The 22,985-nt window shown below is 61.9% G+C and carries 18 protein-coding genes; 7 read left to right on the forward strand and 11 right to left on the reverse strand.

Annotated features, from left to right (window positions below; genetic code table 11):
* Positions 1–110: 110 nt before the first annotated feature.
* A complete protein-coding gene (locus R3F00_RS13365; protein ID WP_371282294.1) occupies positions 111–812 on the forward strand; it encodes a DUF502 domain-containing protein in 702 nt (233 codons plus the stop codon).
* Between the two features lie 26 nt (positions 813–838).
* On the opposite strand, the gene R3F00_RS13370 is transcribed toward R3F00_RS13365, so the two are convergent.
* Entirely contained in the window at positions 839–1,420 is a 582-nt protein-coding gene (locus R3F00_RS13370) for a hypothetical protein (protein WP_371282295.1), read from the reverse strand.
* Between the two features lie 317 nt (positions 1,421–1,737).
* Here R3F00_RS13370 and R3F00_RS13375 point away from each other — a divergent pair, with 317 nt between their 5' ends.
* The 3 genes from R3F00_RS13375 to rapA all read left to right on the forward strand — a co-directional run bounded on the left by R3F00_RS13375 (position 1,738) and on the right by rapA (position 7,937).
* The gene (locus R3F00_RS13375) at positions 1,738–3,837 is read left to right on the forward strand and encodes a M13 family metallopeptidase (RefSeq protein WP_371282296.1); all 2,100 of its coding nucleotides are present in this window, start codon (positions 1,738–1,740) and stop codon (positions 3,835–3,837) included.
* Between the two features lie 165 nt (positions 3,838–4,002).
* Positions 4,003–4,980: a stealth family protein gene (locus R3F00_RS13380; RefSeq protein WP_371282297.1), complete on the forward strand. Its 978-nt coding sequence runs from the start codon at positions 4,003–4,005 to the stop codon at positions 4,978–4,980.
* Positions 4,981–5,093: 113 nt separating this feature from the next.
* Complete coding sequence (gene rapA, locus R3F00_RS13385; protein ID WP_371282298.1) at positions 5,094–7,937, forward strand: RNA polymerase-associated protein RapA; 2,844 nt, start codon at positions 5,094–5,096, stop codon at positions 7,935–7,937.
* Between the two features lie 313 nt (positions 7,938–8,250).
* Here rapA and accD read toward each other — a convergent pair whose 3' ends face one another.
* The 9 genes from accD to prmB form a co-directional block, all read right to left on the reverse strand.
* Positions 8,251–9,114 (reverse strand): acetyl-CoA carboxylase, carboxyltransferase subunit beta, encoded by an 864-nt coding sequence (accD, locus tag R3F00_RS13390; protein WP_371282299.1) that lies wholly within the window; start codon positions 9,112–9,114, stop codon positions 8,251–8,253.
* Positions 9,115–9,182: 68 nt separating this feature from the next.
* Positions 9,183–9,992: a tryptophan synthase subunit alpha gene (gene trpA / locus R3F00_RS13395; protein ID WP_371282300.1), complete on the reverse strand. Its 810-nt coding sequence runs from the start codon at positions 9,990–9,992 to the stop codon at positions 9,183–9,185.
* Positions 9,989–11,209, reverse strand: coding sequence for a tryptophan synthase subunit beta (gene trpB, locus R3F00_RS13400; protein WP_371282301.1), 1,221 nt, complete (start codon positions 11,207–11,209; stop codon positions 9,989–9,991). Before trpB ends, trpA begins: the two co-directional genes overlap by 4 nt.
* A 12-nt stretch (positions 11,210–11,221) precedes the next feature.
* Positions 11,222–11,848 (reverse strand): phosphoribosylanthranilate isomerase, encoded by a 627-nt coding sequence (locus R3F00_RS13405; RefSeq protein ID WP_371282302.1) that lies wholly within the window; start codon positions 11,846–11,848, stop codon positions 11,222–11,224.
* The gene (truA, locus tag R3F00_RS13410; RefSeq protein WP_371282303.1) at positions 11,845–12,615 is read right to left on the reverse strand and encodes a tRNA pseudouridine(38-40) synthase TruA; all 771 of its coding nucleotides are present in this window, start codon (positions 12,613–12,615) and stop codon (positions 11,845–11,847) included. The genes R3F00_RS13405 and truA overlap by 4 nt, the downstream gene beginning before the upstream one ends.
* A gap of 332 nt (positions 12,616–12,947) precedes the next feature.
* Positions 12,948–15,536 (reverse strand): FimV/HubP family polar landmark protein, encoded by a 2,589-nt coding sequence (locus tag R3F00_RS13415; protein ID WP_371282304.1) that lies wholly within the window; start codon positions 15,534–15,536, stop codon positions 12,948–12,950.
* A gap of 100 nt (positions 15,537–15,636) precedes the next feature.
* A complete protein-coding gene (locus R3F00_RS13420; RefSeq protein ID WP_371282305.1) occupies positions 15,637–16,665 on the reverse strand; it encodes an aspartate-semialdehyde dehydrogenase in 1,029 nt (342 codons plus the stop codon).
* A 125-nt stretch (positions 16,666–16,790) separates the two neighbouring features.
* Complete coding sequence (aroC, locus tag R3F00_RS13425; RefSeq protein WP_371282306.1) at positions 16,791–17,891, reverse strand: chorismate synthase; 1,101 nt, start codon at positions 17,889–17,891, stop codon at positions 16,791–16,793.
* Between the two features lie 26 nt (positions 17,892–17,917).
* Complete coding sequence (gene prmB / locus R3F00_RS13430) at positions 17,918–18,832, reverse strand: 50S ribosomal protein L3 N(5)-glutamine methyltransferase (protein WP_371282307.1); 915 nt, start codon at positions 18,830–18,832, stop codon at positions 17,918–17,920.
* Positions 18,833–19,003: 171 nt separating this feature from the next.
* Here prmB and R3F00_RS13435 point away from each other — a divergent pair, with 171 nt between their 5' ends.
* From R3F00_RS13435 to R3F00_RS13445, 3 genes are all read left to right on the forward strand, one after another.
* Complete coding sequence (locus R3F00_RS13435) at positions 19,004–19,645, forward strand: SCO family protein (RefSeq protein ID WP_371282308.1); 642 nt, start codon at positions 19,004–19,006, stop codon at positions 19,643–19,645.
* Positions 19,645–20,496: an archaetidylserine decarboxylase gene (asd, locus tag R3F00_RS13440; RefSeq protein WP_371282309.1), complete on the forward strand. Its 852-nt coding sequence runs from the start codon at positions 19,645–19,647 to the stop codon at positions 20,494–20,496. Before R3F00_RS13435 ends, asd begins: the two co-directional genes overlap by 1 nt.
* 141 nt (positions 20,497–20,637) lie before the next feature.
* Positions 20,638–21,075 carry a hypothetical protein gene (locus R3F00_RS13445; protein WP_371282310.1) on the forward strand — a complete coding sequence of 146 codons (438 nt, stop codon included), beginning with the start codon at positions 20,638–20,640 and terminating at the stop codon, positions 21,073–21,075.
* Positions 21,076–21,177: 102 nt separating this feature from the next.
* Here R3F00_RS13445 and R3F00_RS13450 read toward each other — a convergent pair whose 3' ends face one another.
* Positions 21,178–22,680: a transglycosylase SLT domain-containing protein gene (locus tag R3F00_RS13450; protein ID WP_371282311.1), complete on the reverse strand. Its 1,503-nt coding sequence runs from the start codon at positions 22,678–22,680 to the stop codon at positions 21,178–21,180.
* Positions 22,681–22,985: the final 305 nt, after the last annotated feature.

A 22,985-nucleotide genomic window follows, 5' to 3' on the forward strand; every position in this document is an offset into this window, starting at 1 on the left:
GACTGCCACGAGCGTGCGCCATTGACCATTTCCGGATGCGTGCCGGCTCGGCCTGCTGGCCTGAATACACCAATGCCGCGATAATCGGGTTTCGAGGATTCAGGTTGAACATGGCCAAGCGACAGCTCCATATCAAGCGATACCTGATCACCGGCCTGCTTACTTTCGTGCCGCTGTGGCTGACCTGGCTGGTCTTCAAGTTCGTTTTCGAACTCCTGTCAGAAGTCAGCGCACCTCTGGTCGCCTGGATGATCAGTGTGCTAGGCAGCAGCTGGCCGGCCACGGGGGAATTCCTGGGCCAACCCTGGCTGATATCCCTGTGCGCGTTCGTTATTACCGTTGTTTCGCTATACCTGGTGGGTTTTGCCGCCAACTTTGTGCTCGGGCGACGACTCATCGAAGGCATGGAGAGCCTTATCCAGCGCATTCCGATCGTGCACTCCATTTACGGCGGCACCAAGAAGCTCATGTCGGTGCTGCAGAACAAGCCGAGTGGAACCCAGCGCGTTGTTCTCATAGATTTCCCGTCGCCGGACCTGAAATCGATCGGCTTCGTTACCCGGGTGTTCCGCGACACCGGCGGACGCGAGCTGGCCGCGGTCTACGTGCCGACGACGCCGAATCCCACCGGGGGATACCTCGAAATCGTTCCGGTCGAACGCTTGACTGCAACCGACTGGAGCGTGGATCAGGCGATGGCCTTCCTGCTTTCAGCGGGTGCGGTCGGCGCGGATACCCTGCCGTTCACGATTCGCTGGAATGATGCTGCGGGACTGCCCGGGGAGGCGGATCCAGACAGGGATACTGTCTGAATCCTCGCTTCATGCAGGGCTGGGCTCTACTCGGACTTGGCTGAATCCATCTTGATCAGAGCCTGCTCGGGCGCCTCGCAGCGACGCAGCATGTAGCGCTCGGCCTGGCGAATCGGCAAGCAGTCGATCTCGTTCGGGATCGGATCATCGTTCATCGCCGCTGGCTGGCAGCTCATGCCGGTGGCGGCAAAACTGTAGTACTTCATGTAGTCGGCAACCATGGCATCGGAAACCTCCCGCTGGTTGGGCGTCATGGCCTTTTCCAGTTCCTTCACCACGTACTGGTACTTCGGGAAGATGACCTGGGCTGCCATCTTGAGCCAGGCGTATCCCTTCAGGTCATCCTGCTGCACGCCGTTGCCGTCGATATACATGCGGCCCAGAGCCGATTGGCTTTGCACGTCGCCGGCGCAGGACAGACGCTGGAATTGCGCAAATGCCTTGTCGTAGTCCTTGTTGCTGTAGGAAACGGCGGCATCGCGACGCATGTCCTCATAGGCTGAAGGAAACACGGGCTCGAATACTTTCAGATCAGTCGTGTTCTGAGCGATGGCGGTTGAGGAGGCGGCCATTGCGAGCAGAAAAATCAGGGAGCTTTTCGATGACATGGCAATTTCCTTCTATCTGGGGTTCAGGTATTGGCCAGCGCGCATCGGCCGGACAGCCGGGCTGAGCACCGAGTTTCCAGTGCACGAAGAGTATCGTCCTCACGGCAGCTGCAGGCAATACTTAGGTCGGAATGCACGCTGGCCGCCCCCGCCAGTGACCTTCGACACTGCAGTTCCTGGCCGTCCAGGCCTACAATTACGGGGTTCGGGAGACGTTTCAGCGTCCCGCTCGGCATTTCCCGCGAGCCAACAACCCTCTGCCTGGTGCCTGGATGGTCCTTCAGGCCAGGCACCCCATTCGTTCAACAGGAGTCCCCATGACTAGCAAGCGACTGAAACCACTGACCACCGCAATGGCGATTGCCGTTGCCCTGGCCGGCTGCGGGCAGAAATCGCCGCCCCCCCAGCAGGAAGCGGATACTGCGGCGCCCGCACCGGCAGCCGCGGTAGAAGCGCCTGATCATGTCGCTTTCGACATCAGCGAACTCGATACCGCGATCAATGCCTGCAACGACTTTGACGGCTTCGTCAACTCCAAATGGGTTGCCGCCAACCCGATCCCGGACGACCGTACGCGTTGGGGCGCGTTCGATCAGTTGCGCGAGGCAAGCCTCAAGACACAGCGCGAGATTGTCGAAGCCACGGCCAAGTCCGATGCGCCGATCGGCACCATCGAGCAGAAAATCGGTGCGCTCTACAGTGCTGCCATGGACGAAGCCGCCATTGACGCCGCCGGCGTCGAACCGATCAAGCCGGAGCTGGCCAGGATAGATGCGCTGGCCTCACGAGAAGATGTCGTCGAGTATCTGGCCGACAGTTTCTCGCGCGGACAGGGCACTCTGTTCTTTTTTGGCGCGGAAACCGATTTCAAGAACTCCACGCGCAAGATCGCCTACGCATTCCAGGGCGGCCTGGGCCTGCCGACACGCGACTACTATGAGGACGCCGAGCATGCCGAGCTGCGCGACGCCTACGTCGACCATGTGGCTCGCGTGCTCGAGCTGACCGGCGTCGATGCCGAGTCCGCCAGGAAGCAGGCAAAATCCGTGCTTGCCTTCGAAACGCGCCTGGCCAAGGCATCGCTGGCACCGGTCGAATTGCGCGTTCCCGAAAATCAGTACAACTTCGTCAGCATCGAGGAAGCCAACAAGATCACGCCGCACTTCGACTGGAAGGCGTTTTTCGCCGCGCAAGGTGCCAATGTCACCGACGGATTCTCGCTGTCGCAGCCGAAGTTCTTCGCAGAGATCGACAGCATGCTGGCCAATGTCCCGGTTGCCGACTGGCAAGCGTATTTGCGCTACCAGTACGCGGACAGCGCCTCGCCCTACCTTTCCACTCCGTTCCAGCAGGAACACTTCGCCTTCCACAAGGAAAAGCTGAACGGGCAGAAGGAAAACGAGCCACGCTGGAAGCGTGCACTGAGCACGGTCAACGACCAGCTCGGCATGGCCCTCGGTGAGCTGTATGTCGCGCAGGCATTCCCGCCCGAAGCCAAGGCGCGTGCGCAGGAGCTGGTCGACAATCTGCAGGCCGCCCTGAAGACGCGCATCGAGAATCTGGACTGGATGAGCGACACCACCCGCGAAAAGGCGCTGGAAAAGTGGGCGACGTTCCTGCCCAAGATCGGCTACCCGGAAAAATGGCGTGACTGGTCGGGCCTCGACATCAGCGGCGACAACTACTTTTCCGACGTGGCCGCCGCGGTCAAGTTCAACTACGACTACGATATTGCCAAGATCGGCAAACCGACTGATCGGCTGGACTGGGGCATGACGCCGCAGACCGTCAACGCCTACTACAACCCGACCGACAACACGATCAATTTCCCGGCCGCTATCCTGCAGCCCCCGTTCTTCGACGCCAAGGCCGACGATGCGATCAACTATGGCGGGATCGGTGGCGTGATCGGACACGAGGCCAGCCACGGCTTCGATGACCAGGGCAGCCAGTTCGATGCCGAAGGCAACAATACCAACTGGTGGACCGATGAAGATCGCGCCGCCTTCGAGCAACGCACCGGCAAGCTGGTTGAACAGTTCAACGGCTACGAGCCGCTGCCTGGCAAGTTCATCAACGGACAGCTGACCCTTGGCGAGAACATTGCCGACCTGGGCGGCCTGTCGATTGCCTACGATGCGCTGCAAGTGGCGCTGAAGAAGGACCCTGCGGAAGCTTCGGAGAAAATCGACGGTTTCACTCAGGACCAGCGATTCTTCCTCAACTGGGCACGTATCTGGCGTGGACACGCGCGCGAGAAGCGACTGGAAGTGCTACTCAATACAGACCCGCATTCACCGGCCAATTTCCGTGCCATCGGCGCCCCATCGAACATGCCGGCGTTTGCGGCAGCGTTTGAATGCAAGACGGGCGATGCCATGGTCCGAGATGGCGACAAGCAAGTGAAAATCTGGTAACTAGTCGCTGCAGGCCGCCACGTTCGATCGAGCGTGGCGGCTTTCAACGAGTGACCAATCGGCCTCGTCATCGCAGCCCTGAAGAGGGGAACCGTTCGGAGCCGATTCCGTGAAGCAAGACACTTCCCGTCGATTCCCCGAGCAGCCAGGCTACGAAATCCGCTGATGATGCCTGTCGACGCCGTCATCACCTGGGTGGATGGATCCGATCCGGCGCATCAGGAGAGGCTTGCGAACCACCTGGCTGCTGCAGGCATTTCCCGACCGCCCGAAGCGCACAGCACGCGCTTCAACGATGCAGGCGAAATCGAATACTGCATTCGCTCGATACTCCGATTCGCCCCCTGGTTCCGCAAGATACATATCGTCTCCGATGCGCAGACGCCCGCGATCCTTGATCGATTGGCCGGCACGCCATTCGCCGATCGTTTTCGTGTAGTCGACCACCGTCAGATATTCAGGAATTTCGAACAGCACCTTCCCACTTTCAACAGCCGCTCGATCATCAGCATGCTTTGGCGGATCGAGGATCTGGCCGAGCAGTTCGTCTACTTCAACGACGACATGTTCCTGCTGCGCGATGTCACTCCGGATGACTTTTTCCGCGAAGGCAGGGTGGTCCAGCGCGGATCGTGGCGGATGCAGTCCGACGCGACCATACCCGGCCGCCTGATGAACGCATTGAAACGCCTGCGCGGAAAACGAAAGGATCGAGTAGGCAACCTCGACTCCCAGCAGATGAGTGCGCGTATCGCCGGTTTCCCCGATCGCTACTATCGCCTGTACCACAACCCGTTCCCGATGCGCCGATCGACACTGCAGACCTTCTTCGGCGAACACCCCGACTTGCTCGAGAAGAACTGCAGCTATCGGCTGCGCTCGAACGAGCAATTCAAGACCGAAGCCGTCGCGACCCATCTCGAGTTCCTGCACGACAACGCCATCGTCGACAACAGCCTGCATGTCGTCCAACTCAAACCCAGCGAACAACTGCCAGCCAGAGTCCGCAGCAAGATGAGCAAGGCGGACTTTGACGAAAGCGCTGCATTCGTATGCGTGCAAAGTCTGGAACTGGCAGCAGAGCCGTTGCAACGCGAGATCGTCGAATGGCTGGATCGCAGGATTGGTTCGACCGAAAGCTGACAGTTGATGCGCTCCACCCATCCGGCAAATTGCCGCGAAACCGTCGATACATGTTTATGCCTGCAGCCAGAGAGGGGATAATCCTCGGCCCACCTGAAATTCCCTGAATGCCGATGGCTCTGGTTCCTGGTCAACGCTACATCTCGAATGCCGAACCCGAGCTTGGCCTGGGTACCCTGATTCGTATCGAGGGCCGCAGCGTGCAGTTGCTGTACGCAACGGCCGGCGTCCTGCGCCAGTATGCCGTTCACAGCGCACCTATCGCCCGGGCCGAGTTCCGCACAGGCCAGAAGGTTGCGGGCAAGGGCATCAGCCTGGTCATCGAGAAAGTCACCGACGAAGAAGGCCTGCTCGTCTATCACGGCGGTGGCAAGAGCCTGAACGAAGCGGAGCTTGATGATAGCCAGTCGATCTCGAGGGCCGATGAGCGCCTCATTTCGGGTCGTGTCGATCGGGCCGATCGATTCGATTTCCGTCAGGAAGCGCTGTTGCGTCGCGCGGATGCGCTGCGTTCACCCGCCTGGGGTCTCGAATCGGCGCGCATCGACCTCATCGCACATCAGTTGCGCGTTGCCGAGATTGCGGCCTCGCGTCAGCCTCTGCGTATCCTGCTCGCAGACGAGGTCGGTCTCGGCAAGACCATCGAAGCCGGCATGATCCTGGCCCGCCTGCTCGCCAGCGGGCGTGTCGGCCGCGTGCTCGTGTTGCTGCCCGAAAGCCTGGTCTACCAGTGGTTCGTCGAACTGCTGCGGCGTTTCAACCTGCAATTCTCTCTGTTCGACGAGGAACGCTGCGAATCGATCGAGACCAGTGATCCGGGGCGCAATCCCTTTCAGGATGAACAACTCGTCATCGCCAGCATCGGCTTCCTCAGTGGCTCGGCCAAACGCAGCAAACAGGTCACCGAGGCTGGCTGGGACCTCATCATCGTCGATGAGGCGCACCATCTGGCCTGGGCGCCGGAATCGGCCAGCCCCGAATATCGGCTGGTCGAATCGCTGGCCTTGCGTGCACCCGGTCTGATCCTGCTGACAGCGACTCCCGAGCAACTGGGTCGCAGCGGGCATTTCGCGCGCCTGCGCCTGCTCGATCCCGCCCGCTACCACGATCTCGGTGCCTACATTGCGGAAGCCGAGGGTTACGCCGAGCTTTCCGGGATCGCCGACAAGCTCAATGACGGCGAGGCGTTGTCTGTCGGCGACTGCAATGAGCTGTCGCGCCGCCTTGGCGAGGACGAGCAAATGGCTGGTCTGCTGGCGACTCCCATGGATGCCGCGGCTGCCAACACCCTGCTCGACGCCTTGATCGATCGGCATGGCACCGGCCGTGTCATGTTTCGCAACCGGCGTGCGCAAGTGGGCGGCTTTCCACGCCGTGTTCCCCAGCTTGTCGCGCTGGAAGGCAGCGAACTCGACGACGGGCAGCGCCAACATCTTCTCGCTGAATTCCATGCCGACCTGCAGGTCAGCGCGCCGGAGATCGAGCTGCCTTACGCCAACGATCCGCGCCTGACCTGGCTGCTCGACATGATCGACAGGCTGGGTGACGAGAAATTCCTGCTCATCTGCAGAAGTCAGGCCAAGGTACTTGCGCTCGAGGAAGTACTGCGCATGCGCAGTGGCGTGAAAGTCGCGCGATTCCACGAAGGCATGAGCCTGCTTCAGCGCGATCGCAATGCCGCCTATTTCGCCGACAAGGAAGGGGCCCGATTGCTGCTGTGCTCCGAAATCGGTTCCGAGGGTCGCAACTTCCAGTTTGCCCATCATCTGGTGCTCTGGGATCTGCCGCTTGATCCGGACCTGCTCGAACAGCGCATCGGACGTCTCGACCGTATCGGTCAGAAGCACGACATCATCCTCCATGCGTGTGCGTTTTCGGGAACCGCGCAACATGCCCTGATGCGCTGGTATGACCTGGGTCTGGATGCATTCCGCAGCAGCCCGTCCGACGGCCGAGAGCTGCTCAAGCGCTACGGGGAACGCCTCGTGCAACTGGCCGAGCAGCACGCGCATGGTGGCGAGGACGCCGATTCCGAGCTGGATGCCCTGATCGGCGAGACACGCGCGACGCATGAGGAGCTGTCCGCTCTGGTCAATAGCGGTCGAGATCGACTGCTGGAACTGGCAAGCGCTCGGCAGGCGGATGCGGATCGCCTGCGAAAGGCGCTTGCCGACGCCGATGCGAATCTGGCCAATGACGAATTCATCCTGCGCCTGTTCGAGCAATTCGGCATCGAAAGTGAAGAGCACGCCCCGCGCGTTGTCGTGCTGGATCCGGAATACCTCAGTACCGATGGCTTCCCGGGCCTCAAGGACGGCCCGCAGCAAATCACGTTCGACCGTGCGGTTGCGCTGGCCCGCGAGGATCTGCCCCTGCTGCGCATGGACCATCCCATGGTCAGCGGATCCATCGATCTGTTGCTGGAAGGCGAGCACGGCAATGCCTCGTTCCTGGTCGATGAAGCCTTGCCCGGGCGCTCGGCCTTGCTCGAGTGCGTCTTTGTGCTGACCTGTGTTGCGGATCGGGAGTTGGCCATCGACCGCTACTTGCCGCCGTTGCCGATTCGCATCGTCGTCGATACGCGACTGCTTCCGCGCAACGACTACAAACCGAGCGCGGAATGCGTGCGACGATCGGCCGATCGCGCCATCGAATATTCGCGCTACCGCAAGCTGTTGACCAAGCTGGTCAAGCCGATGCTGGCTCATGCCGAGACCCTGGCCCGCGAGCGTGCCCAGATCGAGATCGGCGCCGCATTGACGCGGGTCGAGCGCGAACTCGGAGACGAGCATGCCCGTCTTGTCGCGCTGGCCCGGGTAAACCCGGCTGTTCGTGAAGAGGAAATCGAGGCGATCGACGCGGAGCTGGAAGCGCTGCGCACGGCCATTCCGCAAGCGGGGCCGAGGCTCGACGCAGTGCGCTTCATCTGCAGCGCGGATTTTCTCAACCTCGCCTGATACAGCAACGAGACGGCAACGCGAGACGAGCGTCCGCAGCCTGAATCATCGTTCGCTCCTTTTCGCAGGGGTGGGTCTCGGACCCTCCCGCCCTGATCCGGAATCCCGCGAACAAGCTGGAAGCGGGCGAGTCTGAGACTCGCCCCTACGAACGAATCGACGAGCATCGCGACTGAAGTCGCTGCTACAGGCTCAGGGTAGGGTTATTGTTGCGCCGGGCGAATGGATCACATTCGAAGTCGCTGGTCGCAGTGTCCATGCACGCGGCCGCTTCCCGAATCCCGAATCCCGAATCCCGATTCCCGGCCTCCAATCAAGCCACCTTCGACTGGCGCATCATCAGTGCGAACAGATCAGCGAGCTTGTCGCGCATCTCGCGCCGGTCGACGATCATGTCGATGGCGCCATGTTCGAGCAGGAACTCAGAACGCTGGAACCCCTCCGGCAGGGTTTCACGAACGGTCTGCTCGATGACTCGCGCGCCGGCGAAACCGATTTGTGCCTTGGGCTCGGCAACGTTGATATCGCCGAGCATGGCAAAACTCGCCGACACCCCTCCGGTAGTTGGATCGGTCAACACCGAAATGAACGGCAGCCCGGCGGCACGCAGGCGTCCCAGCGCCGCAGAAGTCTTCGACATCTGCATCAGCGAAAACAAGCCTTCCTGCATGCGCGCGCCACCGGTTGCACTGAAGCAGACCATGGGCATGCGCTCGGCAAGAGCGAGTTCGGCCGTGCGCGTGAATTTCTCGCCCACCACGGAACCCATGGACCCGCCCATGAACGCGAAATCGAATGCGCAAGCGGCCAATGGGCGTCCATTGAGCAGGCCTTGCATGGCGACCAGAGCGTCCTTTTCGCCGGTTGCCTTCTGCGAGGCGACGACACGATCCTTGTACTTCTTCGAATCCCTGAACTTGAGCGGATCGACCGGCTCCAGTCCGCCGAACACCTCGATGGCGCTGCCTGCGTCGAGCAAGGCTTCGAGCCGTCTGCGCGCACGAATCTTGTGGTGATGCGTGCAGCGTGGGCAGACCATCAGGTTGTTTTCCAGCTCCGGTCCGTAAAGCACGGCACCGCACCCGTCGCACTTCTCCCACAGGCCCTCGGGCACCTTTCCCTTGCCTGTGCCCTTTGTGCGGATTCGTGGTGCCATGAGTTTCTGCAGCCAGTTCATCGTGTTTCTCTCTCCGGAATCATGTGGCGACCCGGAACCGGTATTCTGATTCCTGCGCCTGGGTGCTTCTAGGCTGACAAGCCGTCAAGCGCGGATCGTATCGGGCCAAGAAAGCCCGACGCTGCGGCAACCGCTGCCTCAGTATCGGCTGCTTCAGCCAGTTTGGCCACCAGCGCACTGCCGATGACAACGGCATCGGCATGCTCGGCAATACGAACGGCACCGGCGGCATCGCGCACGCCAAAGCCGACTGCGACAGGTATGTCGCCGCCCTGCTTGATTTCTTCCACGCGCTTGCCGACTGCATCAGGATCGAGACGGTCCGCTCCGGTGATTCCGGCAAACGACACGTAGTAGACAAAGCCCTGTGCCTGGGTACGGATAGCGGCCAGTCGGCGTTCGGTTGTGGTCGGCGCAACCAGGAAGATCTGGTGGATTCCGGCATCACGAAGCAGGCTGATCGACGCGGACTCTTCGACCGGGAGGTCGACGATGAGAACCCCATCCACGCCGGCTTCCTGCGCGATGCGGGCGAATTTTGCATAGCCGAAGATCTCGATCGGATTCAGGTACCCCATGAGCACGACCGGTGTTGCCGTGTCGCGCTGGCGGAATTCGGAGACCCATTCAAGCACCTGGGTCACGCCGGCGCCGCGTGCGATTGCGCGTTCGCTGGAATGCTGGATGGTCGGTCCGTCTGCAACCGGATCGGAATAAGGCACGCCGAGCTCGATCAGGTCGGCACCCGCCGCAACCAGGGCATGCATGACCGGCACGGTCGACTGCATCCCGGGATCGCCAGCGGTGATGAACGGGATCAGTCCCTTGCGCCGTGACTTGCTCAGCTCGGCGAATCGCTGTTCGATGCGTCCGCTCACAACGCGATGCCCTCGCGCGCCGCAATCGTGTGCACGTCCTTGTCGCCACGCCCGGACAGGTTGCACAGGATGAGCTGGTCCCTGGGCAGGGTCCTGGCGAGTTTCATCGCCTGGGCGATGGCGTGACTCGATTCGAGCGCGGCCAGGATTCCCTCGGTTCGCGCCAGTTCGTGGAATGCGGCCAGGGCCTCGTCATCGGTGACGCCAACGTAGCTGGCCCGGCCGCAATCCTTTAGGAAAGCATGTTCGGGACCGACGCCGGGGTAGTCCAGTCCGGCTGAAATCGAATGCGTCTCGGTCACCTGGCCATTGTCGTCGCAGATGACGTAGGTGCGATTGCCATGCAGCACGCCGCGTCGGCCCGCTGCCAGCGAAGCGGCGTGGCGGCCGGTTCCGATGCCCTCGCCAGCGGCTTCGGCACCCACCATGGCAACCTCGCGATCATTCAGGAAGGCGTGGAAGAGCCCGATCGCATTCGAGCCTCCGCCCACGCAGGCGGTCAGCACGTCCGGCAGTCTGCCGTATTGCTCGAGCATCTGGGCGCGGGCTTCGCGTCCGACCACTGCATTGAAATCGCGCACCATCATCGGGTACGGATGCGGCCCTGCTACCGTGCCGATGATGTAGAAGGTATCGGCGACGTTCGTGACCCAGTCGCGCATGGCTTCATTGAGCGCATCCTTGAGCGTCTTCGATCCCGAGACAACCGGAACGACTTCGGCACCGAGCAGCTTCATTCGATAGACATTGATCTTCTGCCGCTCGATATCGACCGCACCCATGTAGACCACGCAGTCGAGACCGAATCGCGCGCAGACGGTCGCCGTCGCCACGCCATGCTGGCCGGCGCCCGTCTCTGCAATGATGCGTCGCTTGCCCATGCGACGTGCCACCAGAGCCTGACCAATCGTGTTGTTGATCTTGTGCGCACCGGTGTGGTTCAGGTCCTCGCGCTTGAGCAGGATCTGGGCGCCTCCGATTTTCCGCGACAAGCGCTCGGCGTGATAGATCGGCGAGGGCCGACCAACATAGTGCTTGAGGTCGCGTTCGAACTCGGCGATGAACTCGGGATCCTCGCGTAGCCCGAGATAGGCCGCGGTCAACTCCTCCAGCGGCGGCATCAGCGTTTCCGGCATGTAGATGCCACCGTAGTCGGCGAAGCGCCCGTGCACGTCGGGATAGGCGTGATAGTCGTCGATGTGGATCGGCTTGTTCATTTTTCGGATTGCTCAATCAGTTTCGACGGCACGCACTGCCGCCACAAAGGCACGCATTCTTTCGGCATCCTTGATTCCGGGTGCCGACTCTATTCCGCTGGAGACATCGACCGCGTAAGGCCGCATCTGCCGAATCGCTGCGGCAACATTTGCCGCGTCCAGACCGCCTGCGAGAATCAGCGGCTGCTCCAGCAAGGGCCGTCTCGACCAGTCGAAGCGAAGACCTTGTCCGCCCGGCTCACCCGACCGATGCGCATCGAGCAGAAAGCCGCTGGCCCCGGGGTAGCTGGCCGCATAGCTTGCCACATCGGCGACCGATGCCATCGGCACGGCCTTGATGAACGGCTTGCCATAGCCCGCGCAGTCGGCAACCGCCTCTTCCCCGTGGAACTGGAGCAGGGATGGGTTGACGATTGAAGTGACCTCGCGAACCCATGCCGGCTCGTCATCCATGAAAAGAGCGACTGCCGTGATGAATGCAGGCAGGGCCCGAATGATCGCCCTGGCGGAATCGGGTTCGACAAATCGTCGACTGCCGCGCGTGAATACGAAGCCCAGCGCGTCCACACCGAGATCGGCTGCGACCTGCGCGTCTCCCTGACGCGTGATCCCGCAGAACTTGATGCGCATGCGAGTCATGTTGCGCTGACCTCGTCGGGCAGACCGCAAGCGGGCGGGTAGACCGGGGCCATGAAGCACAGTCCCGATGCCGAGGCAGTCGGGCCGGCGAGACTGCGATCGCGTCCCCTCAGCAACTGGTCGATCCAGTCTTCCGGCATTTCGCCGCGCCCCACCGGCAACAGGGAACCCACAATGTTTCGCACCATGTGGTGCAGGAACGCATTCGCCTCGATGTCGATCTCGACGCGATCAGCGCAGCGGCGTATCTCCAGAGAGCGAAGGTTCCGGAATGGCGTGCGCGACTGGCACGCGACGGTGCGAAACGCGCTGAAATCGTTCTCGCCCAGCAAGACACGGCTGGCACGCTGCATCGCCTCGGCATCCAGGGGCCGTCGTTCCCAAGCCACATAGCGCGCGTCCAGTGCCGGCCGCGCCAGTCGATTGAGAATGGTGTAGCGGTAGCGTCTTGCGATGGCCCCATAGCGAGCGTGGAAGTCGTCGGCAACAGGAACAGCCCAGCGCACACCCACTGCGACAGGCAATCGTGAGTTCGCCCCCAACAGCCAGCTTCGCGTGGTCCTGTCCGAGTCGCTGTCAAAGTGGACCACCTGACAGCGCGCATGAACACCGGAGTCGGTGCGACCGGCGCAAGTGACGGTCACGGCATGGTCGGCGACATGCGAGAGCGCTTCCTCCACGGCACCCTGCACGGTCGGGCCGTGGGACAGACGCTGCCAACCGAGGAAATCCGTGCCGTCGTACTCGATGCCAAGCGCGATGCGCAATGCATACTCCGCAGTGTTGAAGAGGGCGAATTCTAGCCCGTATGGGTGGCGAGAGGCGCCGATGATCCGGCCACGGGCGGGCCGCACGAGTGCTTTTCCCCCTTGCAGCAAGGCCGCAGGCGACTCGGCTATCGCCCCTCCTGTCTGACCGGATTCGCGTGCGCGACGGATAACCACTGCTGGCACTGCCGACGTAATCGTCCGGCACTAGCGCTGTTGCTGCTGCACTGCTTCGGCCAGCCATTTCGGTCCTGCAAGAAGCAGGATCCCGCCGCTCACAGACAACGAGGCCGGGGATGTCCCCGGCCTCGATCAATCGCGTGGATCTCGACTCAGCCGATTTCGCTGATCAGCTTGCGTGCTTCATCCTGCTGCGACGAGTTGCCCTCGGCAAGGACCTCCTCGAGCATCGAGCGCGCGCCTTCCGGATCGCCCATGTCGAGATAGGCCTTGGCCAGATCGAGCTTGGTGCCGATGGCATCTTCGCCCGCAAAGAATTCCTCGTCGGAAACGTCGCCGTCGGGTTCGTCCATGTCTGCTCCCTCCCCGTCATCCTCGACTCTCGATTCAGTCATGGCCGGCGCGTCTTCAATCGGAGGCAGATCGAAACTGAACGACGTGTCGGAACTTGGAGCAGGTTCTGGTGGCCGCGTCTCGCCAAGATCGAAGTCGGATACATCCAGTGCCGGCATGCTGGCGGTCTCGAGGCTGCTCCTCGCCGTCTCCGCGCTCTCGACTTCTTCTTCGAAATCGGGGAAGTCATCCTCAACGGTGTCAGCGGGCTCCTCGAAAGTGTATTCCTCACTTTCCGCCCGATCCGAGTAATTGTCGACAATCGAATCCTGGTTGCTGAAAAGCGGATTGTGGGGAACCAGTTCCTCACCCATCGTGCGAACCTCGCGCCAGCTCACCTCGTTCGGATCTGCCACGTACGCGTACATTTCTTCGGCGGCCGCCTCGAACTTGGCGGTATCGCCTTGTGCGTAATAGAGGCTCAGCAGTTCCAGATGCGCGCCTGCATTGGTCGGATCATCCTGCACCTGTGCGATGAGTTCCTGCTCCTCGGAGTCCGCGTCGGCCAGGGGCGGAGCGCCGATCGGCGAATCACCGAATGCACCCGCGATCGATGTACGCGCAGGGCCGGAAGCCGCAGGCTTGCGCTTGCGCAATCCGAAGATGCCAAGAATGACCAGCAGCAGGCCACCGATCGCCGCTGCACCAAGAACCATGGGTTCGAGATACCACGGCGTGGCCGGCTGGGCTGGCTTGACCGGTGCAACCGGTTTCGCGGTGTCTTTCCCGGGCTCGGCCTTGGCCGGCGCGGGTGGCGGTGCTTTCTCCACAACAACGGGCGGGCTTGGCTCGGGTGCCATGGATGCGGGAGAGGATTCGGATCCGGGAGCTGGAGCCGCTGCATCCACGATCTTGTCTGCTTCAGCGGGGGCAGCTGCTGGTTTTCCACTGTCAGCCAAGGCGGCCGAATCGCTGGTGCCTGACTTGTCGGGTCCGGTGCCGTCTGCATTGCCCCAGATGTCATCCTTGGTGATCGTTGCATCATCGGCCGGTGCAAGCTCTGCCTTGATCGAATCGGACTCGGACTTTGCAGTCGCCGGGGCCTCTGCCTTGACCGCATCCTTTTCCTTGTCGGACGTGTCGGCTTTGGCCATCGCTGCCGCGGCCTTGGCATCCTTTGCTTCCTGCTCCTGCAGTTGCTTGAGCTTTTCGCGCAGCTCGGCGAGCTCCGTGCTCTGCAGGCTGATCAGCTTTTCGTTCTTGCCCTTGATCTCCTCAAGATCCTTGACCCGCGACCTGAGTTCGCTGGATTCCTGTTCCTTGCTGGTCAGGGCTTCCTTGACTCTGGCCAGTTCAGCCTTGCTGGCGACATCACCGGTTCCGCCGGCACGGCCGCCACTCGGACGATCATCGGCATCCTGTCCTGCCTTGCCTTCGCGCGGCGGCACCAGGGCCAGTCGTTCGCTGCTGGCCGAGGTGGCTCCACTGCGCGCCGTGGAGCTCTGGCTGGACGGTGTCGTGTCGGCGACCAGGGTCGGCGCGCTTGAGGCGGCTGCACCGCGCCACTCGTCGATCTGGGCACGCACGGCTGCGGCCGCTTCGCGAGCGCTGCCGCTGGCGGCAATCTCCTCGGCGCTCGGAATGCGCAGCACCGCACCACGCTTGAGTGCGTTGATGTTGTTCTTGAAAAACGCCTGCGGATTGTTCTTCAACAACGCCAGCATCATCTGGTTCACGTTGACGTCGGAGCCCGGCAAGGTCGCCCGTGCGATTTCGCCGAGGGTTTCCCCGGCCGCAACCGGCCCGTACTCATTGCCACCCGCAGTGCGCGTGGCCGGAGCAGGCTTCGCTGGCGCCGGACTGGCCTTGGGCGCGGCGGCTGGCGCTGCCGGTGGCGTCGAGGCCATGGCCGGTTTGGGTGCCGGCTTGGAGGCGGGCAAGGGCTGGGTCGAAGTCGGTGCCGTGGCCTTGGTCGCAACGGCTACCGCGCTGGCTCCCTTCACTGCGGGGGCCATTACCGGCGGGTCGAGCAATACCGTGTATTCGCGCAGCAGGCGTCCCTTGGGCCAATTCGCCTCGAGCAGAAGGCCAAGGAAGGGTTCGCGAACGATTTCGTCGCTGGTCACCTTGATCACTGGCTCACCGCGCGCGTCCTTGCCAATGCTGAACTGGACTGCGACGCCAATGCTGGACCGGCTCAGGCCGACCCGTTCGAAATCGTCCACCGAGGCCAGTCCGACGATCAGCCCCTCGGCTTCTCCCGGGGAACTCTGGATGATCGGAATTTCGGCGACCAACGGCTGATTCAGCCCGGATTTGACCTGGATCGCGCCCAAACCGAGTGCGTACGCATCGGTCACCCCCAACGCGAGCGCGATGGCCAGCGACAATTGCAACGGTCGTTTCATGAACAGGGCTCCCCGGATACGATGCCTATGAACTCTGGGCGGCTCCACACGGAGCCGACCAAACCTCGAAAATGCCTTATAACACAATCGTAACTATAGATCACAGATACGTTTTCACCAATAGTTCGGCGACCTGAACAGCATTCAGGGCTGCGCCCTTGCGAATGTTGTCCGAGACAACCCAGAGATTGATTCCGCGCGGATGCGAAATGTCCTCGCGAATTCGGCCCACGAATACCGCATCCTGGCCAGCAGCGTCACCGACCGGGGTTGGGTAGCCGCCAGGCCTGCGCTCATCGACAAGCTCCACTCCTGGCGCGCTATTTAACAAATTCCGGACCTGTTCTGCCGTGATCTTGTCGCGTGTTTCGAGATGTACGGCCTCCGAATGGCCAAGAAATACCGGGACGCGTACAGCGGTCGCATTGACCTGGATGCGCTCGTCGTCGAGGATCTTCCGTGTTTCCCAGACCATTTTCATTTCTTCGCGTGTGTAGCCGTTGTCCTGGAATTCATCGATGTGCGGGATGACATTGAATGCTATCTGGGTGCTGAATTTTTCCGTCTTTACGGGCTGGAAATTGAGCACGGCTGCGGTCTGTCGCGCCAGCTCCTCATTGCCGGAACGACCGGCGCCCGAGACCGACTGGTAGGTCGCGACATTGATGCGCTCGATGCCGACCGCACGGTGGATGGGCGCAAGCGCGACCAGCATCTGCATGGTCGAGCAATTCGGGTTGGCGATGATTCCACGCTGCGCATAGGCGGCGATGGCTTGCGGATTTACCTCGCTGATGACCAGCGGGATGTCGGGCGTGTTGCGGAACTCCGAAGTATTGTCGATGACCACCGCACCGGCCGCTGCCGCGCGCGGAGCATGCTCGCGGCTGACACTGCCACCTGCAGAGAAGAAAGCGATATCGGTTCCGGAAAAATCGAAATGGGCCAGATCCTGGACAAGCACCTGGCGCCCACCGAAATCCAGCTTGGCTCCGGCACTGCGTGCACTGGCGAGCGCAACGAATTCGGAAACGGGAAACTTGCGCTCGACGAGTATTTCCATCAGCGCTTCACCCACTGCACCGGTGGCGCCGACCATGGCGACCTTGAAGCTGTTCTTGCTGCTCATGCCAGACCCTGAGGATTCGTTCGATAGGAATTTGCCGCCCAAGCGACGAGCTGCATCGCCGCGGGAGCGCGACCAGTGTCAATCATTTTTGCAGTGCAGCAAAGCCCCCGGCTGCGATCGCATGCCTACTCCACCGCACCGGGTATCCGTGGCGCAACCTCGCCGACATCGCCACACTGGGCACGGTGGCGCAGGGCGTGATCCATCAGCACCAGCGCCATCATGGCCTCGACGATTGGCGTGGCGCGTATGCCGACGCAGGGATCATGCCGCCCCCTGGTCCGCACTTCCATCGGCTCCCCGGCCAGATTCACGCTTCGCCCCGGAATCAGAATGCTCGAAGTGGGCTTGAAGGCCACGCTGGCGGTCACCGCCTGGCCGCTGCTGATGCCACCCAGAATGCCGCCTGCGTGATTGCTGAGGAATCCCTGCGGAGTCATTTCGTCACGATGCCCGGATCCATGCTGCGCCACCACGGCGAAACCGTCACCTATCTCGACACCCTTGACTGCATTGATCGACATCATGGCCGCTGCCAGGTCGGCGTCGAGCTTCGCATAGACCGGCTCGCCCCAACCCGGCGGGACACCCTCGGCGACCACGTTCACGCGCGCTCCGACCGAGTCTCCGGACTTGCGCAGTGCAGTCATGAATTCCTCAAGCTCGGCGACCATCGAGGCATCCGGCCAGAAGAAGGGATTCTGCTCGACCGCTGCCCAGTCGAACGTACGGGGCTCAAGCTCGCCAATGGCCGCCAGATGGCCGCGGATGCGAATGCCGAAGTGCTCTGCCAGCCACTTGCGCGCAACTACGGCTGCAGCCACGCGCATGGTGGTTTCCCGGGCCGATGAACGGCCGCCACCGCGCGGATCGCGGATGCCGTACTTCTGCCAGTAGGTATAGTCGGCATGGCCGGGCCGAAACGTCTGCAGAATTTCGGAATAGTCCTTCGAGCGCGAGTCCGTATTGCGGATCAGCAGCGCTATCGGTGTGCCCGTGGTGTGTCCTTCGAAGGTGCCGGATAGGATCTCGACATCGTCCGCTTCGTGGCGCTGCGAGGTATGCCGCGAACGGCCGGTAGCGCGGCGATCGAGATCGGTGCGGAAGTCCTCGGCGGCTATCGCCAGCCCAGGAGGGCAACCATCGATCACGCAGCCAATCGCCGGCCCATGGCTTTCGCCAAAAGTCGTTACGGTGAACAGTTTTCCGAATGCATTGCTGGACATGGCGGTTTTCGATCCCGGTGGCGGCTTCAGCTGCGCTGCGCTGCGCGGATGCTCTCGCCATGTTCGATCAGGTCGGCGCGATCGATCACGAATACGCCCATCTGACCGACATCGAACTCGACCCAGTTGAACGGCACCGACGGCAGCAGCTCAGCCAGGGCGCGTTCGCTTTCACCCACTTCGACAATCAGCACGCCATCGTCGCTGAGGTACTGCGGTGCATCGAGTAGAATGCGCAATGCAATATCAAGGCCGTCGGCGCCAGCGGTCAGGCCGAGTTTGGGCTCATGCGCGTATTCCGCAGGCAATGCATCGAACTCCTGCTCGGTGACATAGGGCGGATTGCTGACGATCAGCTCATAGCGCTGGCCTTCCAGCCCGGCGAACAGGTCCGATGCAAGGGCACGAACGCGGTCGCCGACTTGCTGGTAGGCGATGTTTTCGCGCGCCAGGGCCAGCGCTTCGTCGCTGATATCGACCAGATCGACCAGCCAGTCCGGATTGTGCGAAGCCATGGCAATGCCGATGCAGCCCGACCCCGTGCACAGGTCCAGCGCGCGGATGACTTCGCGGTCATCAAGCCACGGGGAAAAGCCGGCCAGGATCAATTCCGCTATGGGTGAGCGGGGTACCAGGGCGCGTCGGTCCGACAGGAATTCAAGGCCGGCGAACCAGGCCTTTCCGGTCAGGTAGGCGACCGGCGTGCGCTCACTCACGCGCCGCTCGATCAACTCGAGTACCGATGACCTTTCGGCAGCCGTCAGCCTGGCCTGGCCATAGGCAGGCGACAGGTCGTGTGGCAGATGCAGGGTCTGCAAGACCAGGTGGGTCGCCTCGTCCATTGCGTTGTCGTAGCTGTGTCCGAAGGTCAGCCCCGCCGCTGAAAACCGGCTGGCGCCAAAGCGGATGAAGTCGATGATGGTGGCAAGTTCTGCGGTCATGGGTTCGGGATCGAGGCAAGGCCGCGAAGTATAGTCGCCGAAGCCGCGCGATCCGAGCTTTCGCGATCCGAGCTTTAAGGCAACGCTGGCCAGGGGGTGCCATCTGCAAGACCGCGGACCGGGTCAGCATGCCGCGCCCGGACCAGCCATCCGGCTCGCTATACTGGACTGATGAAAACGCCTATTCCGAGTGGCCGCATCGGCCTTGCCCTTGTTCTTGTCATTGCTGCCCTGGCCCTTGCATTCGGCCTCTGGGCCGGTTCGCGCTGGCTGGCCGATCCGCCGCCACCATCGCTGCAGACGGCTGTCCTGTATCCGGATCCGCGCCCGGTCGCCGAATTCAGCCTGCAGCGCACCGATGGCTCCGCGTTGACCGAAGCCAATCTGCGCGGTCACTGGACGATCGCATTTTTCGGGTTCACTCATTGCCCGGATATCTGCCCGACGACCCTGGCCACGTTCAGGCAGGTCTGGACCGAGCTGGCCAGGCGAGGCGTGACGGATCGGGTCAGGTTCCTGTTCATATCGGTCGATCCCGAGCGCGACACACCGGAAAAGCTGGCCAGCTACGTTCAATTCTTCAGCAAGGATTTTGTCGCTGCCACTGGTACGGACGAACAGCTGACCCGACTGACCCGCTCGCTCGGCCTGCTCTATGTGCGGGATCCGGATCCGGCGGGCGGCTACAACGTCGACCACAGCGCGTCCTCGATCATCATCGATCCGGATGGTCGCCGTGCCGGACTGTTTCGTCCGCCTTTCGTGGCTGAGCAAATCAGCTCCGACATTCTCACCCTGGTCGAGTCGCGCTGATGCCTGTTTCCATCCTGTTTCAATATCTGCTGCCACACCGGCTGCTGTCGCGTATCGTTTTCCATGCCACGCGCTGGACCTGGGCGCCGTGGAAGAATTTCCTGATCAGGCAGATCACTCGCCGATTCAACGTCGACATGGACGAGGCCGCGCAGCCCGAGCTGGCTTCATACGCGCATTTCAATGCGTTTTTTACCCGTCTACTGAAGCCGGGGGCGCGGCCGATCGATGCCGACCCGCAAGCCCTGCTATGCCCTGCCGACGGCCGCATCAGTCAGGCCGGGCCCATTTCTGCGGGGCGCATTTTCCAGGCCAAGGGGCGGGATTTCAGCTGCGCCGAACTGCTGGGCGATGAGGCTTCCGCTGCACCCTATCAGGAAGGGCAGTTCATCACCGTCTACCTGTCGCCACGCGACTATCATCGCGTGCACATGCCGATGACCGGAACCCTGGTCGAAACCCTGCATGTGCCGGGGCGCATCTTCAGCGTCGCACCACAGGCGGTGGAGTCGATTCCGCGCCTGTTTGCGCGCAACGAGCGGCTGGTCTGCCATTTCACCGGCGAACACGGTCCGTTTGCCCTGGTTCTGGTCGGAGCCCTGCTCGTGTCCAGCGTTTCGACCGTATGGGGCGATCTGGAAATTCCCCCGTATGCATCGAAGATTCGCAAACGGGACTATCGCGGGAACGCCATCCGGCTGGAAAGAGGCGAGGAAATGGGTCGATTCAACATGGGATCGACCGTCATCCTGCTGCTTCCCAATGGAGGCCCACAGCTCGATTCCACGCTGAAGCCCGAGCAAGCCATGAGGGTTGGATTCGGCATTGGAAGCCTGGGCCGGGACCGCTGACTCTGACACGGCCATCCGGACCGCCGTGATTGGAACAAAATGTGACTCAGGGATAGCTTTGTCTCCAGAAATGGGACTAGAATTGTCACAACATTACATTCCGCGTCACAGGCGCGGCTTGCAGACCTCAGGGGAACACCGATGCACCTCATTACCCGCTTGATCGCCCTCACCCGCGGCATGCAGCTCCGCCGCCAGTTCAAGGAGATCGAGAAAGCCCTGGAGCAATTGGCGCCGAATGCACGCCGCCAGCTGGCCGCACTGGCCATGCGCGAGTTCTCGAACGCCGCAAAAAGTGAATATCCGCACCTCTATGCCACACCGCCGGATGAAAAGTATTCGCCATGGGGCAGTGGTACATCGATTGGATACGAGCGCATGAAGTCCGACAGCTTGCAGGTTCGCTTGCGCGGCCTTGCCTTGTGGCTGACCGTCACCTTTCACGAAACCAAGGATTCTCCCTACGCGGACCAGCGCGAGCTGCATCGACTGGTCATGCGCACCCTGCGCACCCTGAAGGAAACGGTACCGGCCAAGGAAATGTCGCAGTTGCTGGCGAACCACCCTCAGGCCGCCTGAAAGTCATCCGCAGCCAAGCTTCCGGGTATCGATCCGCCTCGTTGAATCGGGTACCGAGAAAAGCGCAGCCCTCCGGCTGCGTTTTTTTTAGCACATCGGGATTCAGCGCTTGCTGCAAGCCGGCATTTGCAGTTTCTGCCCTGCCTTGATCCGATATTGCGGCGCCCGAATGCCATTCAACTGGGCAATTTCCCGCGTGTTGGCGCAACCGCTGCGACGAGCGATCGCGGCGAGATTGTCTCCACGACGTACGGTGTAGGTGCCGCTCGATGCGGTATTGCGTGCGGCGCTGCGAACCGGCGTCATTGAGGCGGTAGCCTGATTGAGCTCGCTGGCCAACTGAGCCCAGCGACCACTGACGCACTGTCGCGCATACGCCGACTCCAGTTGAACCGGAGCATCCAGTTCGGTGCCGGCCGCAAGCTTCTTCTGCGGATCCAGCGACGGATTCAGATTGCGCAAGGTGCGGAACCAGCCGTCATACATGTTGCCGGTATTGCCGAGGCAGACGGTCAGCTCGGCCAGCGATGCCGGTTCGACCAGCTTGATGCGACCGGGGTGTGCGTTGATGCTGGGGAATTCGAGGTTGTAGCGCTCCGGATGAAGAAACAACCAGGCCGCTGCGAGCACCATCGGCACGTAGTCTCGCGTCTCTGGAGGCAAAGCGGAGTAGATCTTGGGATCCCAGAAGCTGCTCGCGCCGCTGCGGGCCGCCAACCTGCCGATTCGCCCTTCGCCACCATTGTAGGCCGCGATGACGAGCTCCAGATTGCCATTCAGTCGCTCCAGTTGCTCATTGATATAGGCCGCGTTGGCGCGCGTGGACAAGGCCGGATCGAAGCGCTGGTCGAAGCCATCCTTGCTCCCGAGGCCGAAGCGAAGCCCCGTCGCCGGCATGAACTGCAACGGCCCCGAAGCACCCGATCGCGAAACCGCATGAACGCGGCCCCCGGATTCTTTCGCCATCATTCCAAACAGGAGTGCTTCGGGCAGACCCGCCTTGTGATATTCGGGCCACATCTTGTAGCGCATGAACTGGTAGTTGACGTAGGCCGTCATCAGATTCGGCCGATACTGGGTCAGCCACTGCTCCAGTCCTGCCTTGACCGCCTCGTTCGTGACCAGGATATCGGCCAGCTCCTTGCCTTTGAGCAAGGTGATGGTGCGTTGCATGGCGGGCAGACTGGCGATGACCGGCGAATCCTCGCTGGACTCCCTGGTGGGCTCATCGACGACCACGTCCGTGCTACCCGGGTTCGTCACGGACGGAAATTCCAGACTGCGTCGCAGCAAGCGGTCGTACACGGAAGCAAATCGGTTGCCATCGCAACCCGGCGTGGATGCGCAGGTCGCAGCACTGGCCTGCAGATCATCCATGGCCGCTTTCATTTCAGCCTGCGCACGCGCCTCATCGCCGGATTCGGCCAGTTGCAGACCTGATTCAAAGCGAAGGCTGTCCTCATCAAGCCGGCTGTAAAGCGCGTTGACGGCGCTCTCATCGACCTTTCCCGAAGGCGAGGTGCGCGTCGTAGCGGTGCCTGTGCCGGCGCAAGCCGTCAATGTTGCCAATGCGAGCATGAAAAACATGCGGTAGAAAATAGGCATGCCTGGGAAATCCTTGTGACGAATGCGGCACGGTAACCGAGCGCCGGACCTGCGGCAACGGCAACACGTCGAGCAAGCGTCACCTCGGGAGGCTGATCGGGCCGAATGCGTCCATGAACGTTGCCGCACGGGACTCCAGTGCGCCATGGGGCCGCGCAAGGCGGCCAGAAAGCGGCATCGGAGCGCCCGCAGTCCAGTCCTTCCGGGGTTCGGGCGACAGGGCGACAGGCCAGATCGGACATCCGTACTCCTCGCACCGAGCACCACACCGGCACTTCAGGCAAGCGTCGACTACAATCGGCTCC

The organism is Dokdonella sp. (genome assembly GCF_041395345.1).
GTDB lineage: Bacteria > Pseudomonadota > Gammaproteobacteria > Xanthomonadales > Rhodanobacteraceae > Dokdonella.